This window comes from Corynebacterium hylobatis, from assembly GCF_003955685.1.
Lineage (GTDB): Bacteria > Actinomycetota > Actinomycetes > Mycobacteriales > Mycobacteriaceae > Corynebacterium > Corynebacterium hylobatis.
Genome location: NZ_RXHJ01000015.1, coordinates 68239 through 85102 on the forward strand (window position 1 = coordinate 68239; position 16864 = coordinate 85102).

20 protein-coding genes are annotated in these 16864 nt (G+C 66.9%); 12 read left to right on the top strand and 8 right to left on the bottom strand.

Translation table 11 applies throughout. From position 1 onward, the window contains the following. Positions 1 to 2544: a preprotein translocase subunit SecA gene (gene secA, locus EAH68_RS11265; protein ID WP_126121435.1), complete on the top strand. Its 2544-nt coding sequence runs from the start codon at positions 1 to 3 to the stop codon at positions 2542 to 2544. Positions 2545 to 2548: 4 nt separating this feature from the next. Here secA and EAH68_RS11270 read toward each other — a convergent pair whose 3' ends face one another. Then, positions 2549 to 2923: a hypothetical protein gene (locus tag EAH68_RS11270; protein ID WP_126121436.1), complete on the bottom strand. Its 375-nt coding sequence runs from the start codon at positions 2921 to 2923 to the stop codon at positions 2549 to 2551. Positions 2924 to 3017: 94 nt separating this feature from the next. On the opposite strand from EAH68_RS11270, the gene EAH68_RS11275 reads away from it, so the two are divergent. From EAH68_RS11275 to EAH68_RS11290, 4 genes are all read left to right on the top strand, one after another. Then, the gene (locus EAH68_RS11275; RefSeq protein WP_126121437.1) at positions 3018 to 3428 is read left to right on the top strand and encodes an HAD-IA family hydrolase; all 411 of its coding nucleotides are present in this window, start codon (positions 3018 to 3020) and stop codon (positions 3426 to 3428) included. Further along, entirely contained in the window at positions 3429 to 3935 is a 507-nt protein-coding gene (locus EAH68_RS11280) for a DUF6912 family protein (protein WP_126121438.1), read from the top strand. Between the two features lie 103 nt (positions 3936 to 4038). After that, positions 4039 to 5082 carry a ferredoxin reductase gene (locus EAH68_RS11285; protein ID WP_126121439.1) on the top strand — a complete coding sequence of 348 codons (1044 nt, stop codon included), beginning with the start codon at positions 4039 to 4041 and terminating at the stop codon, positions 5080 to 5082. A gap of 9 nt (positions 5083 to 5091) precedes the next feature. After that, positions 5092 to 6411, top strand: a complete 1320-nt coding sequence (locus EAH68_RS11290) for a fatty acid desaturase family protein (protein ID WP_126121440.1) — start codon at positions 5092 to 5094, stop codon at positions 6409 to 6411. Between the two features lie 103 nt (positions 6412 to 6514). On the opposite strand, the gene rsgA is transcribed toward EAH68_RS11290, so the two are convergent. Next, the gene (gene rsgA, locus EAH68_RS11295; RefSeq protein ID WP_439647631.1) at positions 6515 to 7525 is read right to left on the bottom strand and encodes a ribosome small subunit-dependent GTPase A; all 1011 of its coding nucleotides are present in this window, start codon (positions 7523 to 7525) and stop codon (positions 6515 to 6517) included. Next, entirely contained in the window at positions 7522 to 8808 is a 1287-nt protein-coding gene (gene aroA / locus EAH68_RS11300; protein WP_126121441.1) for a 3-phosphoshikimate 1-carboxyvinyltransferase, read from the bottom strand. The genes rsgA and aroA overlap by 4 nt, the downstream gene beginning before the upstream one ends. Positions 8809 to 8818: 10 nt before the next feature. Between aroA and EAH68_RS11305 the strand changes: the two genes are divergently transcribed. Continuing rightward, positions 8819 to 9487, top strand: a complete 669-nt coding sequence (locus EAH68_RS11305) for an SOS response-associated peptidase (RefSeq protein ID WP_126121442.1) — start codon at positions 8819 to 8821, stop codon at positions 9485 to 9487. Here EAH68_RS11305 and ybaK read toward each other — a convergent pair. After that, positions 9460 to 9924 (bottom strand): Cys-tRNA(Pro) deacylase, encoded by a 465-nt coding sequence (gene ybaK, locus EAH68_RS11310; protein ID WP_241228429.1) that lies wholly within the window; start codon positions 9922 to 9924, stop codon positions 9460 to 9462. The two genes, EAH68_RS11305 and ybaK, sit on opposite strands and share 28 nt — an antisense overlap. Before the next feature lie 46 nt (positions 9925 to 9970). Here ybaK and EAH68_RS11315 point away from each other — a divergent pair, with 46 nt between their 5' ends. Continuing rightward, complete coding sequence (locus EAH68_RS11315; RefSeq protein WP_126121443.1) at positions 9971 to 10579, top strand: sigma-70 family RNA polymerase sigma factor; 609 nt, start codon at positions 9971 to 9973, stop codon at positions 10577 to 10579. Beyond that, a complete protein-coding gene (locus tag EAH68_RS11320; protein ID WP_126121444.1) occupies positions 10576 to 10833 on the top strand; it encodes an anti-sigma factor in 258 nt (85 codons plus the stop codon). Before EAH68_RS11315 ends, EAH68_RS11320 begins: the two co-directional genes overlap by 4 nt. Positions 10834 to 11012: 179 nt before the next feature. Here the strand turns inward: EAH68_RS11320 and EAH68_RS15175 are convergent, their stop codons facing one another. Further along, positions 11013 to 11087, bottom strand: a complete 75-nt coding sequence (locus tag EAH68_RS15175; protein WP_373277303.1) for a 50S ribosomal protein bL37 — start codon at positions 11085 to 11087, stop codon at positions 11013 to 11015. 82 nt (positions 11088 to 11169) lie between these two features. Beyond that, complete coding sequence (locus EAH68_RS11325; RefSeq protein WP_126121445.1) at positions 11170 to 11433, bottom strand: WhiB family transcriptional regulator; 264 nt, start codon at positions 11431 to 11433, stop codon at positions 11170 to 11172. Positions 11434 to 11903: 470 nt separating this feature from the next. Here EAH68_RS11325 and EAH68_RS11330 point away from each other — a divergent pair, with 470 nt between their 5' ends. Next, entirely contained in the window at positions 11904 to 12335 is a 432-nt protein-coding gene (locus EAH68_RS11330) for a hypothetical protein (protein WP_241228430.1), read from the top strand. On the opposite strand, the gene EAH68_RS11335 is transcribed toward EAH68_RS11330, so the two are convergent. Both EAH68_RS11335 and EAH68_RS11340 read right to left on the bottom strand, forming a co-directional pair. Then, positions 12323 to 13537, bottom strand: a complete 1215-nt coding sequence (locus tag EAH68_RS11335) for an Rv3212 family protein (RefSeq protein WP_126121446.1) — start codon at positions 13535 to 13537, stop codon at positions 12323 to 12325. The genes EAH68_RS11330 and EAH68_RS11335 overlap by 13 nt on opposite strands. Beyond that, a complete protein-coding gene (locus EAH68_RS11340; RefSeq protein WP_126121447.1) occupies positions 13537 to 14847 on the bottom strand; it encodes a DEAD/DEAH box helicase in 1311 nt (436 codons plus the stop codon). The genes EAH68_RS11335 and EAH68_RS11340 overlap by 1 nt, the downstream gene beginning before the upstream one ends. Positions 14848 to 14885: 38 nt before the next feature. Between EAH68_RS11340 and EAH68_RS11345 the strand changes: the two genes are divergently transcribed. From EAH68_RS11345 to EAH68_RS11355, 3 genes are all read left to right on the top strand, one after another. Next, positions 14886 to 15113, top strand: coding sequence for a DUF3107 domain-containing protein (locus EAH68_RS11345; protein ID WP_126121448.1), 228 nt, complete (start codon positions 14886 to 14888; stop codon positions 15111 to 15113). An 80-nt stretch (positions 15114 to 15193) separates the two neighbouring features. Beyond that, positions 15194 to 16069 carry a DUF3152 domain-containing protein gene (locus tag EAH68_RS11350; RefSeq protein ID WP_126121471.1) on the top strand — a complete coding sequence of 292 codons (876 nt, stop codon included), beginning with the start codon at positions 15194 to 15196 and terminating at the stop codon, positions 16067 to 16069. Between the two features lie 33 nt (positions 16070 to 16102). Further along, positions 16103 to 16864, top strand: a complete 762-nt coding sequence (locus EAH68_RS11355; protein ID WP_126121449.1) for a TIGR02569 family protein — start codon at positions 16103 to 16105, stop codon at positions 16862 to 16864.

Below are 16864 nucleotides of genomic sequence, written 5' to 3' on the forward strand. Positions count from 1 at the left end.
GTGTTTGGACTGTCCAAGCTGCTCCGCGTCGGTGAAGGGCGCACCGTCAAGCGACTCAACAAGATCGCGCAGGATGTTCTCGCCCTCGAGGACGAGTACGCTGCGCTGAGTGATGAGGAACTCAAGGCGAAGACCGACGAGTTCCGGGCGCGTCTCGCCGACGGGGAGACCCTCAACGACCTGCTCCTGGAGGCCTTTGCCACCGCACGTGAGGCGGCCTGGCGTGTGCTGGGTCAGAAGCACTACCTGGTCCAGGTGATGGGTGGCGCCGCCCTGCACTTCGGCAACGTCGCCGAGATGAAGACGGGTGAGGGCAAGACCCTGACCTCGGTGCTGCCCGCCTACCTCAACGCCCTCGAGGGCAAGGGTGTGCACATCGTCACGGTCAACGACTACCTGGCCAGGCGAGACGCCGAGATGATGGGCCGCGTGCACCGCTTCCTCGGTCTGTCCGTCGGTGTGATCCTCTCCGACATGGCTCCGAATGAGCGTGAGGGGGCCTACGAGGCAGACATCACCTACGGCACCAACAACGAGCTCGGCTTCGATTATCTGCGTGACAACATGGCACGTTCCCTGGCCGATCTCGTCCAGCGCGGTCACCACTACGCCATCGTGGATGAGGTCGACTCGATCCTCATCGATGAGGCCCGTACCCCGCTGATCATCTCCGGCCAGGTGGACGGCTCCTCGCAGTTCTACAATGTCTTCGCCGAGCTGGCCCCACGGATGAGGCTCGGCATCCACTACGAGCTGGACCAGCGTCAGCGCACCGTGGGTGTGCTCGAGGAGGGCGTCGCCTACGTGGAGGATCAGCTGGGCATCGACAACCTCTATGCCCCGGAGAACTCCCAGCTGGTCGGTTACCTCAACAACGCGCTGAAGGTGAAGGAACTCTTCGAGCGTGACAAGGACTACATCGTGCGCAACGGTGAGGTCATGATCGTCGACTCCTTCACCGGCCGGGTGCTGGCTGGCCGCCGCTACAGCGAGGGCCTGCACCAGGCGATCGAGGCCAAGGAGAAGGTGGAGATCCAGAGCGAGAACCAGACTCTGGCCACCATCACCCTGCAGAACTACTTCCGCCTCTACGCGAAGCTGGCCGGCATGACAGGTACCGCCGAGACCGAGGCTGCTGAGCTCCACCAGATCTACAAACTCGATGTGGTGCCGATCCCGACGAACCGGGACAACCAGCGTGAGGACATGGTTGACCGGGTCTACAAGACGCAGGAGGCGAAGTTCGCGGCCGTCGCCGAGGACATCGCCGAGCGTGTGGAGAAGGGCCAGCCGGTGTTGGTGGGCACCACCTCGGTGGAGCGTTCAGAGTACCTCTCGCAGCTGCTGCAGCGCCGAGGCATCCCACACAAGGTCCTCAACGCCAAACACCACGAGCAGGAGGGTGAGATCATCGCCCAGGCCGGTATGCCGGGTGCGGTGACCGTGTCCACCAACATGGCTGGCCGTGGTACCGACATCGTCCTCGGTGGTAACCCCGAGGTCATCCTGGACATCCGTCTGCGCGAGCGTGGCCTCGATCCCTTCGAGGATGAGGAAGCGTACCAGGCGGCCTGGAACGAGGAACTGCCGAAGGCGAAGAAGCGTGCCCAGGAGCTCGGTGATCAGGCTCGCGAGGCCGGTGGCCTCTATGTACTGGGCACCGAGCGTCATGAGTCCCGCCGCATTGACAACCAGCTGCGCGGCCGTGCCGGCCGTCAGGGCGATCCGGGCGCGACCCGTTTCTACCTGTCCATGCGTGATGAGCTCATGGTGCGTTTCGTGGGCCAGTCCATGGAGAACATGATGAACCGCCTCAACGTGCCGGATGACGTTCCGATTGAGGCGAAGATGGTCACCAACTCCATCAAGGGTGCGCAGGCGCAGGTGGAGAACCAGAACTTCGAGGTGCGCAAGGACGTCCTCAAGTATGACGAGGTGCTCAACGAGCAGCGCAAGGTCATCTACGCCGAGCGCCGCGAAATCCTCGAGGCCAAGGACATCCGCCAGTACATCCGCAACATGATCGACGAGACCATCGGTGCCTACGTGGATGGTGCCACCGCGGTCGGTTATGTCGAGGACTGGGACCTCGCCTCCCTGTGGAAGGCACTCGAGTCGCTCTACGGCCCGAGCTTCACGTGGCAGGAGCTTGTCGACGGCTCGGAGTACGGCTCCCCGGGCGAGCTCACCGCCGAGCAGCTCCGCGAGGCGCTCACCGCGGACGCCCAGCGTGAGTACAGCCAGCTGGAGGAGAATGTCTCCGCCATCGGCGGCGAGGCGCAGATGCGCAACCTGGAGCGCATGGTCATCCTGCCGGTGATCGACACCAAGTGGCGCGAGCACCTCTACGAGATGGACTACCTCAAGGAGGGCATCGGTCTGCGCGCCATGGCACAGCGTGACCCGTTGGTCGAGTACCAGAAGGAGGGCGGCGACATGTTCAACGCCATGAACGACGCCATCAAGGAGGAGACCGTCCGCCAGCTGTTCATGTTGCGCAAGCAGTTTGAGCCGCAGCCGGCTCCGCAGGTCACCGAGGCCTAGCCCGTCACAGGACCCGGAAGCTCACGAGCTGCTGCCCGGTCACCCGGGCGGTGAAGGCGTGGGCCCGGCCGGCGGAGACGGCGGTGCCGAAGAGCTCCCCGCCGGCACGCAGGTGGAGGGTGTCCACCCGCACGGGCCCGCGGATGCCCTGCCGTTGGCGGGCCGCCACGTGCAGGCGCACCGGGGTCGCGAACTGCGGCGCTTTGAGTTGGGGGACCGGGCGCATCCCGAAGGCAGTCTCCAGGGCGATGCGCACAAGGGTCTCCGCGCGGCGTCGTGAGCCGTCGGCGGGCGGCGGTGGCGGAGGGGCGACGTCGGCGAACGGAGGCTGCGGGACGAGCACCTTCAGGTGCGTGAGACCAGGTACGGGGGACAACATGGCTGCTCCAGTGAGGACACTCGGGGCAGGCGCGGGGTGGGCTGGGTATCATTGTGACACGCAGACAGCGATAACACATCTGAGGGAGCAGCGAGTGCGTGGACTGATCGTCGATTTTGTCGGAGTACTGGACGGGCCGGAGGAGGACCAGCGCCGCTGGAAGAATCTCTTCGCCGCGGCGCGGGCCAACGGTGTGGCCACTGCCATCCTCTCCAATGACCCGGGCGGCCCGGCCGCGGAGCACATCCGGGAGTGGGAGTACCGCGGTATCGTCGATGCGGTCCTGCTCTCCGGTGAGATCGGGGCGGAGAAGCCCGAGCCGGCGGCCTTCGCCGCGGTGGCCGAGGCCATCGACCTGCCGGTCAGCGACTGTGTGCTTGTCGATGACTCGATCCTCAACGTCCGCGGCGCCGTCGAGGTCGGACTGGTGGGCGTGCTCTACCAGGTCTTCGACCGCGCGGTCATCGAGATCTGCGCCATCTTCGACATCGAGGGCGAGTTCTAGGTGCGCGTCTACCTGCCGGCGACCTTCGCGATGCTGACCGGCCTCAACGAGACCGGGAAAATGCCCGTCCGTTCCGGCTGGGGTTTCGCCGCCACACCCGCCCTGGTGGAGTTCTACACCGCCGGTGACGAGGAGGAGATCGGCTACGCCGCCTACCTCGACGCCGCGGAGGCATCCCTGCGCCTGCTGGCCATCGGCGACGAGGAGGCCTTCCCGCACCGCCGGGTGGTCGTCTCCGTCGACGTGGATGACTCAGCGGTGACCCTGGCCCCGGAGAACGGGGAGTCCGTGGTGGCGCTCTCGCCCGCGGTGATTGAGCTGGCTGATGTCGCGGCCATCCACATCGACATCGAGGAATCTGAGGAGGCGACGAAGGCCGCGATCGATGCCATCGACGCCGCCGACCTGGGTGATGAGGATGCCGAGCTGACAGTGGGGGATGCCCAGGAGAACTTCATGGCATTCTACGATCCCACTGAGCTTCCTTTCCTGATCGAACTGCTCTAGAAAACTGCCGCGGGAATCCTGGGGCGTGGCGATGGACAACAAGGTTACGTTGGCGTAGGCTACGCGATCGTAACCAAATGCTATTCCTTCTGAGGAGGGGTCGATGACCGAATCGCCCGACGGACTCGCCCGCTTCCGCGGCATCCTGAGACGTTTCACCACACCGCTACTGCCGGATGACTACACCGTCCTGGCCAACCCGCTGTGGTCCAAGCGCGAACTGCGCGGAAAGATCGAGAGCGTCGAACGCTTCCCCGACGACACCATCCACCTGGTCATCCGCCCCGGCTGGGGTGTCCCGGTGAACTTCAGGGCCGGCCAGTACATCGGCATCGGCCTGCGTGTCGACGGCCGCTACACCTGGCGCAGCTACTCGCTGACCAACACCCCCGACACCCGCGACGGACTGTTCTCCATCACCATCCGCGCCGTGGAGAAGGGCAAACTGTCCACCCACCTCGTCGGCACCGCAAGACCGGGAATCAATGTCCGCCTGGCCGCCCCGGCCGGTGACTTCCACCTGACGGACCCGCTGCCGGAGAAGCTGCTCTTCGTCACCGCCGGTTCCGGTGTGACCCCGGTCGTCGCGATGCTGCGCAGCCTGGAGGAACGCCGCGGGGAGAGCGACATCAAGGTCGTCCATTCCGTGCGCAACCGCGCCGATCTCATCTTCGAGGACGTTCTCGAGGACTTCGACGCCCATACCCAGGTCACCTCCCAGGACGGGCGGGTCTCCCCGAAGGTCCTGGAGAAGCTCGTGCCCGACTACGCCGAGCGCGTCATCTACGCCTGCGGCCCGGCCACCATGCTCGATGAGCTGGAGACCTGGGCCGAGGAGCGCGGCGTCGAGATCCGTGTCGAACGCTTCACCCTCGACCGCGTCTCCGACGCCAAGGGCGGAACCATCACCTTCGCCCGCCAGGGCGTGGAGACCACCGTCGACGGCGCCACCACCATCCTCGAGGCCGGCGAGGCCGCCGGCGTGCAGATGCCTTTCGGCTGCCGCATGGGTATCTGCCAGACCTGCGTCCGTGAGCTCGTCGACGGCCACGTCCACGACCTGCGTACCGGCGACACCAGGGAACCCGGTTCCCGCATCCGCACCTGCGTCGGCGTCGCCGCCGGCGATGTCACCATCGACGCCTAGGAGACCCACATGGCAATCGACAACATCAAGGCATACTCCCACCTCACCGACGAGGACATCCGCGAAATCGGCAGCCGCCTCGACGCCATCAAGGAGGAGTTCGAGGCCGACCTCGGCGAGAAGGACGTCCGCTACATCAAGGGGTTGATCCGCACTCAGCGCTACATCGAGATCGCCGGCCGCGGTGCCCTCCTCTTCTCCGGTAAGAAACCCTTCTGGTTCGCCGGCGTCGCCCTGCTCTCCCTGTCCAAGATCCTCGAGAACCTCGAGATCGGCCACAACGTCATGCACGGCCAGTGGGACTGGATGAACGACCCGGAGATCCACTCCACCACCTGGGAATGGGACAACGTCTGCCCCTCCTCCCAGTGGATGCACACCCACAACTTCGCCCACCACAAGTACACCAACATCCTGGGCATGGACACGGACGTCGGTTACGGTGTCCTGCGTGTCACCCGTGACCGCAAGTGGTCCGCGATGCACGCCTTCCAGCCGCTGATCAACGTGACCCTGGCCTCCCTGTTCCAGTGGGCCGTGGGCTTCTACGACGTCGAGCTGGGCAAGCTCGCCGCCGGCCGCACCACCTGGAAGGAGACCGCCCCGAAGTTCTGGGAGACGGCCCGCAAGGCCGGCACCCAGGGGCTGCGCGACTATGTCCTCTTCCCGGCGCTGTCCGGCCCCAACTTCCTCCGCACCGTCAGCGCCAACGCCACCGCGAACTTCATCCGTTCCGTCTGGGCCTACGCCGTGATCTTCTGCGGTCACTTCCCGGATGAGGCCGAGACCTTCACCAAGGAACAGTGGAAGAACGAGACCCACGACGAGTGGTACCTGCGTCAGATGCTCGGCTCCGCCAACTTCCGGGGCGGCAAGATCCTGACCATCCTGTCCGGTAACCTCAACTACCAGGTTGAGCACCACCTCTTCCCGGACATGCCGTCGAACCGCCTGGCGGAGATCGGTAAGCGTGTCGAGGCCATCTGCGAGGAATTCGACCTGCCCTACAACACGGATTCCTTCCCGGCCCAGCTGCTCAAGGTGCAGCGCACCCTGCTCAAGCTGTCCCTGCCGAACAAGCTCCTGGCCGCTGACCGCGACAACGCCCCCGAGGTCCGCTCCAACGCCGCCTTCACCAAGTACCCCGAGCTCGAGGACAAGGTCTGGGTCGGCGAGAACGAGGACGGCCAGCGCTCCGGCCTGCGTTCCGGCCTCGGCTTCCTGGCGAAGCTGCGCCCCTCCGTCAAGGAGGCCGTGCTCAACTTCACCGGCCGCACCCCGGAGTGGCGCAACCGCGTCGCTGCACCGGAGCCGCAGAAGGCGGTGTAGTCCGCCCCTGAATGATGCAGCCCCCGCCCGGAGTGAATCCGGACGGGGGCTGTCTGCGTGTCAGATATTCAGGCGGCCCAGGACCTGTCCCGGAACCCGGCCCCTACATCTCCCACTCGTTATTGGAACTCAGGGCCTCGAGCAGTTTGCGTACCGCATCCCGACGCCGCGCGGAGGCGGTATCGGGTTCGAGGTCGTCCAGGGCGCACTCGGGGTCGGCCGGAGGGCCGAGGTGGGTGCAGCCGCGCGGGCAGTTCTCCACGGCAGCGGCGAGATCCTCGAAGACGCCGACGACGGTGTCGGCGTCGACGTGGGCCAGACCGAAGGAACGGATACCGGGGGTGTCGATGATCCAGCCGCCCTCGGGCAGCCGGAGCGCGACGGACTGGGTGGAGGTGTGCCGCCCCTTGCCCACCCCGGAGACCACACCGGTGGCTCGGTCGGCATCAGGGACGAGCCGGTTGACCAGCGTGGATTTACCCACGCCGGAGTGGCCTACCAGGGCGGTGACCTTGCCGGTGACCAGGTCCCGGACCTCATCGACGGGATCATCCACACCCGCGATGACGACCCGGACGTCCAGGTCGGCGAATTCAGCGGCGAATGGGGCGGGGTCCGTCAGGTCGGATTTGGTCAGACAGAGGATGGGTTCGACGTTGCCCACGAAAGCGGCGATGAGGGCACGCTCCACGAAGCCGGAGCGGGGTGGGGGGTCGGCGACGGCGGAGACGATGAGCAGCTGGTCGGCGTTGGCCACGACGATGCGTTCGTAGGGGTCGGTGTCGTCAGCGGTGCGCCGGAGCACGGAGGTGCGTTCCTCCAGCTTGACGATGCGCGCCAGCGTGCCCTCCCGGCCGGAGGTGTCACCGACGAGTCCGACGCGGTCGCCGACCTCGACGGCGGTGCGGCCCATCTCGCGGGCCCGCATGGCGATGATCGGTTCCTCCCGCCCGTCGAGCACGACACCCCAGCGGCCGCGGTCCTTGGTCACGACCATGCCGAATTCGGCGTCGTCATGAGCGGGACGGTCCTTGGTGCGCGGGCGGGTGCCGCGGCGGTTGGGGCGGATGCGGATGTCGGATTCGTCCCACTGTCGGTTAGCCACGCGCATCACCCATGGACCATGTCCTCCCACATGTGCTCGAAGCCGGGGAGGGTCTTGGCGGTGGTCTGGACGTCCTCGACCTCGACGCCTTCGACGGCCAGGCCGATGATGGCGCCGGCGGTGGCCATGCGGTGGTCGGCGTAGGAGTGCCACACCCCACCGTGGAGGTCTGTGGGGGTGATGAGCAGGCCGTCGTGAAGCTCGCGGCAGTTCCCGCCGAGTTTGTTGATCTCGGTGCTCAACGCCGCGAGGCGGTCGGTCTCGTGGCCGCGCAGATGGGCGATGCCGGTCAGCTCGGAGGGGGTGGTGGCCAGGGCGGCCAGCGCCGCGACGGTGGGGGTGAGTTCCCCGATGTCGGACATGTCCAGGTGGATGCCCTTGAGCTGGCCGCTGTCCGGTCCGGTGACCCGCAGGTCATGGCCCGGGCCCTGTTCGGCGGCGATGAGTTCGACCTCGCAGCCCATGCGCTCGAGGATGTCGCGGATGACGTCACCGGGCTGGGTGGTGTCCAGCGGCCAGTGCGGGATGCACACGGTGCCGCCGGTGACGGCCGCCGCGGCGAGGAAGGGGGTGGCGTTGGACAGGTCCGGCTCCACATGCCAGGTACGACCCTGGACGGGGCCGGGGTGGACCTTCCAGGTGTTCTCGGAGACGTCGACGCGTACACCGGCGCGGCGCAGCATGGCCACGGTCATCTCGATGTGGGGCAGGCTCGGCAGTTTCGGGCCGGTGTGGCGGACGGTGATGCCCTCGGCGAAGCGCGGGGCGACGAGCAGCAGGCCGGAGACGAACTGGGAGGAGCCGGAGGCGTCGATCTCCACGGTGCCGCCGGCGGGGGTGCCCCCGCCTTCGACGGTGAAGGGCAGGGTGTCGCCGGTGATCTCCACCCCGAGGGTGCGCAGGGCGTCGAGGATCGTGTTCATGGGGCGGACCCGGGCCTGCGGGTCGCCGTCGAAGACGACGGTGCCGGTGGCCAGCGCAGCCAGCGGCGGGACGAAACGCATCACCGTGCCGGCCAGGCCGCACTCGACTTCACCGCCGTGCAGTGGCCCGGGTTCGACGCGGACGCCTTCGGAGGTGTCGCGGATCCCCACACCGAGGGTGCGCAGGGCATCGGCCATGAGGTCGGTGTCGCGTGAGCGCAGGGCGTTCTCGATGACCGACGGATAGTCGGCGAGGGCGGTGAGGATGTAGGCACGGTTGGTGATCGACTTGGAGCCGGGGATGTGCTGGGTCCACCGGATCGGTCCGTGAGCAGTGGGCGCGGGCCAGGGGGCGGTCATGTCGTCCATAATAGATCTTATGTGCGGTCGCTTCGTTCTCTACACCACCGATGAGTCCCTGCTCGCCCACGTCGGCGCCCTTCCCGGGGTCACCGAGGTCCATGCGCCGGAGGGTACGCCAGGGCCCAGATACAATATCGCGCCGACCCAGATGGTGCCCGTGGTGCGTCTGGCACTGCCGGAGGCCCGGCTCGACCCGGCCCGCTGGGGCCTGCTCCCGCACTGGAAGAAGGACGAGACCGGACCGCCGCTGTTCAACGCCCGCGGCGAGACGGTGGCCACCAAACCGAGTTTCCGGGACGCCTTCAGACGCCAGCGCGGTCTGATCCCCATGGACGGCTACTACGAGTGGCACGACGACGGCAGCGGTAAACGCCCGTATTTCGTCAGCCCGGGGGAGGGACGGATCATGTGGGCCGCCGCCCTGTGGGCGACGGGCCTGGACCGGCTCTCCGCGACGATGGTGACCACGGACTCCGCGGGACCGCTGGCCTGGCTGCACGACCGGCTGCCGCGTTTCCTCACCGAGGAGGAGGTGGAGCAGTGGACCATGGGTACCGCTGAGCAGGCCGCTGAACTACTCCACCCCACCCCGGTGGATTATCTGGAGCAGCTGGGCATCCGGCCGGTGGACAAGGCGGTGGGCAACACCCGCAACGACTACCCGGAGCTGATCGCGGAGAACTGAGCCCCGGTCAGCCGCGCCAGGTCCTGCGGTGACAGGGCGATGTCCAGTCCGCGGCGGCCTCCGGAGACGTAGACCTCCGGCTGCTTCTCGACACCTGCGTCAATCACCGTCACCAGTTTCTGTTTCTGCCCCAGCGGGGAGATACCGCCCGGTACGTAGCCGGTGGCCCGCCGGGCCTTGCGCGGATCGGCCATGGTCACCGATTTCACGCCCAGGGCGGCGGCCGCCTTCTTCAGGTTGAGCTTCCCGGACACCGGCACGCAGCACACGGCCAGGGCCGTCCCGGTATCGACGATGAGGGTCTTGAGGATCATCCCCGGGTCGACCCCCAGGGCAGCAGCGGCGGCCGCACCGAAATTGCCGGCACCTGCCTCGAAGGTGACGGGGCGGTGGGGGACGGCGGCGTCGATGAGCAGACGGACAGCGGGTGTGGGCACTCCACTACACTGGAACAGAATGCTCCAGGTCTCAAGAAAGGCGCCGATGTCGGACACTGAGCTCGCCACCCGCTTCGAGGAGGAGGCCCTGCCCCTGCTTGACCAGCTCTACGGCGGTGCCCTGCGCATGACCCGTAACCCGGCTGACGCCGAGGACCTCGTCCAGGAGACCTACCTCAAGGCCTTCAACGCCTTCCACTCCTTCAGACCCGGCACCAACCTCAAGGCCTGGCTGTACCGGATCATGACGAACACCTACATCAACGTCTACCGGAAGCGGCAGCGCCAGCCCATCCAGTCGCCGACCGAGGAGATCAGCGACTACCAGCTCTACACCACCAGTTCCCACGATTCGACGGGTCTGGAATCGGCTGAGGTGGCCGCGCTGAAGAACATGCCCGACGGCAAGATCGCCGACGCCATGAACCAGCTCTCCGAGGACTACCGCATGGTCGTCTACTACGCGGATGTGGAGGACCTGGCGTACAAGGACATCGCCGAGATCATGGGTACGCCCATCGGCACGGTGATGAGCCGCCTGCACCGGGGAAGAAAACAGCTGCGGCAGCTGTTGAAAGAGGTGGCACATGAACAGGGGATCGGACTCAACCACCCCGACATGGACATCACGACCCGGGAAGAGAGCAAGAAGTGAAGGAACCCTGCGGCTGCAGCTGCGATGACATCCAGTCCCAGCTCTGCGAACTCGTCGACCCGGGCACCACCCCGGAACAGGCCCGCGAGCTGATCGCATCGATCTCCGACTGCCCCCAGTGTTACGGACGCCTCCAGTCGGAGCAGGAGATCCGGGCGATGCTGCAGCGTTGCTGCACCGCCCAGGTGGAGGCCCCGGCTGAGTTGCGCGAGCGCATCACCATGCAGATCCGGGTGACGCGCTTCCGGGCGTAGCCTGCACCCTCCGGCGGAGTCGAGACCACCCCGTCGAGATGGGTGCCCCGGGGCCCATTTTCCGCGCCCTCTCGACGAGGCTCTTTCGGGGAGGTGATCTCGACCCCGGCGACAGGAAGAACAAAGGACCGCCCCCGCAAATGCGGGGGCGGTCCTTTTCGCCGTTCTACGTTCCTGATTTAGGAGTTCGGGCGCTTGCCGTGGTTTGCGCTCTTCTTGCGGCGGGCACGACGCTTGCTACCACGCTTGCTCATGTGATTCTCCTTGGGTGAGGTGATGGACAGATCCCACCAACTCTAGCGCTCGGGACCGGTGGCGGAAAATTCAGGTGTGTGCTCAGGCAGCAACACGGGTGCGGCCGCGGCCACGGGAGTTGCGGCGCTTGAGTGCGCGGCGCTCGTCCTCGGACAGACCGCCCCAGACGCCGGCGTCCTGGCCGGACTCGAGGGCCCACTTGAGGCACTGGGAGGTGACGGGGCAGCGGTTGCAGACGATCTTGGCCTTGGCGATCTGGGTCAGGGCGGGGCCGGAGTTACCGACGGGGAAGAAGAGCTCGGGATCCTCGTCGCGGCAGACAGCTTCGTGGCGCCAGTCAGACATGGTTGATTCTCCTTAAAAGGCAGTACGTGAAATACGGGCAATCAAATGCGCACCAGATGAGGCCTCTGCTGGAGGGGCCGTCGTTAAAGTTGCAGTCGCTACGGTGTCGGGCCGGGACCTGTTGGCCCCTACCTCGGTTCACATTGCGTTAACCCTCTGGTGTCTCAGGGTTAAGTGCCGGTTCATTGCCCGGCTGTTTTTGCTACCTGAGAATAATGACATGTGAACGCCAAGTGCGCTAGAGGTAAACCGTCAAATGTGATGGAACTCACTCAATTATATGCTTTGTGAAGACTGTAAAGTGTTCTGTGTCACTGTTTGGACACTTTTCAACAACGCTTCTGACCTGCATTAATGGGCGTTTCCCCTGATGCATGACTCCAGCTGGAACGTCAAATCTGTTTTCGGCCGATGACCCCTGAACAGGGTTCCTGACCCCGGTGTCACCACTGTGTATAGACTCAGGTGCCGTGACCGACGTGAACAGCCGCCCCCAGCCGCCCGCCCAGATCCGATGGGCCGGCATCATCGCCATCGTGCAGTCGGTGATCGCCCTCGCGTTCGCCGCTTTCCTTGTCTTCCGTGACATCACGGGAGCGGAGGAGCATTCGCTCGTCTCCGACACCTCCAACATCGGGTGGGTGGGCACGGGCACGGCGATCTTCATGCTCATCATCTTCGGCACCGTGCTGGCTGGCGCGATATCGATGCTGCGAGGCAACAAGTGGGGGCGTGGGCCGATCGTCCTCCTGGAGATCATCCTGCTGGGCGTCGCCTACTTCATGTTCACCGGCGGCGCCTGGCCCTTCGGCGTGTTCACGGCCGTCAGTGCCGCCCTCGCGCTGTACTTCCTCTTCAACCGGAACTCCTTCGCGTGGTCGGAGGCCCGCTACCAGGCCTGACGCAGGCCGACGGTCAGTCCGCCCCGCTTCTCGACGACCGTGTCACCCACCACACCCAACGTCACCATCCCGTCGTGGCCCCCGCGGTCGACCGGGATGGTTTTTTCTGTCTCCCCCGTGTCCCAGTTGACCACCGCGATGCCCTCGGCGGTAGGCATGAGCAGCCGGCCGTCGACGGCCACCCCGGTGCCCACGGCGTCCTCCAGGACATGCCGGACCGTGAGGTTGGCCGGGGACAGCAGGTAGAGCCTCTGACCGTCGAAGAAACTCATGTGGTGCGGCAGATCGGCGGTGACCGGCGCGAAGGGCAGGTCCTGATCAGCCCACGGGACCTGCGGCACAGCACGCCGTTCGACCTCCTGGCCGCCCTCGGTGAAAGAGATGAGCTCATTCTGCTGGTACACCGCGGCACCCTCCTGGCCGATGGCCATGAGACGGGCCTCCGGGTGGTCCAGCTGCACGTCTGCGCTGATCTCCGGGGCGCGGGCCTGCTCCGGGGTGGTGTCCTGGAAACGCAGCCAGGTGCCCTGCCCGTCGGGGCAGACCTCGGTGACCGCCAGCAGATCGGTGCGCGTCAGCGCGGAGGTGATCCGGCAGTCCGGGTGGGGCTGCAGCCGGGGTTCCTGGATGCCCTCGACCTCGCCGTACTCGACGGTGCGGACCATGTCGGAACGCCACAGCTCCAGCCGCTGGCCGGCCGCCGTGCCGATCCGGTCGTTGGAGGCCACCGCCACGACCTCATCGGGTGAGACCGCGCTGCGGGTGGCGTTGTAGGTGCCGGAATCAGCGTCGAGGGCCACGACATCACCGCAACCGTTCGGTGCCCGCCAGGTGGTGACCACCCGCCCCCACGCCGCCCCCAGGGAGCACAGGTCAAGATCCCGGCGGTAGGTCCACACCGTCTCACCCGCCGGGTCGGAGGCGGTGACGGTGCGGTCGGCATGGGTGACCACGAGCCCGTCGACGATGACGGGACGGTGGACACCGGGCAGGGGGGTGTCGGCCAGCGCCCACACCTGGGTGAGGCTGTCCGGGATGGTCGACAGCGCCGGGGCGGCGACGTACTCGGTGGCGGCGGGGGTGAGCTCGGACCCGCGGATGGGGGCGGTGGCCCACACCCCCGCGACCGCCATGAGCGAGACTGCGGCGATCGCCCCGGTGGCGATGAGGTCGCCGCGGGTCCGCCGCAGGGGTCGGACCATCAGCGCCGGGGCTTCCGGCGGGGCGGGCGCGGGGCATGGCCCCGCACAGCGGCAGCGGGACCACCGAAGACCCGCCGCGGACGGCCGACCGAGTCCTGGGCGCCCTCGGGGATGGAGAGGGCGTCGAAAAGCTCGGGTGAGGTGGAGAACCACTGCGGCGGCTCCGGGGTGTCCAGGCCGAGCTCGTCGTTGATGACCTTCCACTTCGCCAGCTCGTCGTAACCGACGAGGGTGATCGCCGTACCCGAGTGACCGGCGCGACCGGTACGCCCGATGCGGTGGACGTAGGTCATCGGGTCATCCGGCGTCTGATAATTGATCACGTGGGTGACGTCGTCGATGTCGATGCCGCGGGCGGCCACGTCGGTGGCCACCAGGATGTCGATCGTGCCGTCCCGGAAGGCCGCCAACGACTTCTCCCGGGCGGGCTGGCCCATGTCACCGTGGACGGAACCCACCGCGAAACCACGCCCGGCCAGCTCGGTGGCGACCTCGGCGGCGGTGCGCTTCGTGCGGGCGAAGATGATCGTCTTCCCGCGCCCCTGCGCCTGCAGGATCCGGGTGGTCACGGCCGCCTTGTCCATCCGGTGCGCCTGGAAGGTGACCTGCCTGGTCGTGGCATGGGTCTGGGCGGAACCGACCTCCTCCGCACGGATGTGCACCGGCTGCTTCAGGAAGCTGCGCGCCAGGGTGATGATCGGCCCCGGCATCGTCGCTGAAAACAGCATCGTCTGGTGCTCGTGCTCCAGAGCACGGAGGATCTTCTCGATGTCGGGCAGGAAACCCAGATCCAGCATCTCATCGGCCTCGTCGAGCACGAGCACCGCCACCCGGTCCAGCTGCAGGTCCCCGCGCTGGTGGAGGTCGAGGACACGGCCCGGGGTGCCGACCACGACGTCGATACCCTCCCGGAGCGCCTCGATCTGCTCCTCGTAGGGGCGGCCACCGTAGATGGTGGTCAGGCGTACCGGGAGTTTTGCGGCGGCCCGGGTGAGATCATCACCCACCTGCACCGCCAGCTCACGGGTGGGGACGATCACGAGGGCGCGTGGCGTGCCGTCGAGTTCCTCCACTTCCGCCGAGTCGAAGACCCGGTCGAGGAGGGGGACACCGAAACCCAGGGTCTTGCCCATGCCCGTGCGGGCCTGACCGATGAGGTCGGTCCCGTCGAGGGCGAGGGGGAGCGTGAGCTCCTGGATCGCGAAGGTCCGGGTGATGCCCTCGGTGGCGAGCGCCTCACAGATTTCCACCGCCACACCAAGTTCGGCGAAGGTCGGGGAATCCGGCTTGGACGGAGTATGTGCAGACACAACATAGATACTATCGGCACCCGTCTATGATGGGGCCCATGGATATCAAGATCGGATTTGTAGAATCCCCGCGTGAGCTCGTGATCACCACCGACACCAACCAGGACGAGGTGGCCGAGCAGGTCACCGAGGCCCTGTCCAACGACGCCGCGACTCTGCAGCTGACCGATGCCAAGGGCGTGAAGTACATCGTCCGGGCCCGCCAGATCGCCTACGTCGAACTCGGCACCACCACCCAGCGTTTCGTCGGTTTCGCCGGCGCCTGACGCCCAGGGCCGCAGGCCCGGCCATCACCCGCCCCGTTCCACCGAAAGACCCCATGAGTCCTGGTTCCCGCGTGACCCCCATGGTCCGCTACGCCCGTGAACTGGGGTGGCGTGCCTATGCCATCCCTGTGCTCGTCGTCATCACCGTCTGGGTGCTGATCGACGTGTTCAGCGCACCCGCGCAACAGGACGCCCAGGATCCCGGTGCAGTGAACGTCACCTCGGAATCTGCCGACCACCCGCAGAACACAGGCCGCCCCGGCCCTGACCCGGCGGACGACCCCGAGCAACATCTGGCCCCCGACCAGCTGCCACCCGGTGGCCCCTACGCCGAACAGGGCGCGGGCACCTACCGGGTGGTCGGTGCCCCCGGCCTGACGGTCGGCGAGGGCCACGAACGGGTCCTGCGCTATGTCATCGAGGTCGAGGACGGGGTGGACACCTCCGGTTCCGGCGGCGATGACGCCCTCGCTGCGATGGTCGATGCCACGTTAGCCAACCCCAAAGGGTGGATCAATGACCCGGCCTTCCGCTTCGAGCACGTCGGACCGGAGGACCACCCGGACATGCGCATCCAGCTGACCAGCGTGGGCACCACCCGGCAGATCTGCGGCGGGGAGGATCTGGCCATGGAGACCAGCTGCCACATCCGCCTCGGCGAGGAGAGCCGGGTGATCATCAACGAGTCCCGCTGGGTACGCGGAGCCGCCCCCTTCGAGGGGGACCTCGGTTCCTACCGCCAGTACCTGATCAACCACGAGGTCGGCCACGGGCTGGGCTTCGCCGCCCATGAAGCCTGTGGCGGGGAGGGTGAGCTCGCACCGATCATGATGCAGCAGACCCTCTCCCTCAACAACGCGGAGCTGAATTCCTTCAGCCCCGAGGAGGTCTACCCGGATGAGAACGTCACCTGTGTGTACAACCCGTGGCCGTACCCGCGGCCGGCGGTGCTCTGACCTGGACAGCCGGAACACATGGAGTCTCCGGGCATGATCCAGGAGACCGTCCCCAACCATGTCGTCAGTGCCTTCCAGGGCGAATCCGGCGTGCCGGAACCCGCCGGCCATGCCTGGGACAACGGCTGGCGGATCGGCCCGGTCGTCTACTCCCGCGCCAGCGGCGTGGCGGCCGGCTGGTCCGCCAAGCTGCGGGGCACCCTCCAGATCGACGGGGTGCGCCTGGCCCGGCCGGTGCGCTCCACCGACGGTCGTTTCGTCGTGGCCGGGTGGAAGGCCTCCACCTGGATCGACGGGGAACTCTCGCGCCGGGTGGATGAGACTGTGCTGGTGGCGTTGCGCCTGGCCGATGCCCTGGCGGACAAGCCGGAGCCGCCGGAACCGGAGCAGGCCGATCCCTTCGTGCTCGCCGACCAACGGGCCTGGGAGGAGTCGGCGCCGGAGTACCGGCAGCTCACCGGTGCCGTGCAGGTCGGGCATGCCGACCTGCTGGCCTGCACGCTCTACCACGGCACGCAGACACCCGCGGTGACGGAGCTGGTGCCTTTCTCCGCGCCCCGCCCGCACGGCTACACCGCGGCGCTGGTCATCGTCGACGGGCTGATCGCCGGGGCGGTGGATGACGGCGTCATCGACCGTTTCCGCCAGCTGCCCGACATCGACCAGCTGCTTCTGCGGGCGGTGGCCTACCGTCGGCACATCAATGACCTGCACCCGGCCTCCTCCTCGAACGCCCGTGCCCACATCCGGCGGGTGGAGGATCTGCTCATGTCGCGGGTTGCTGACACAATCTAG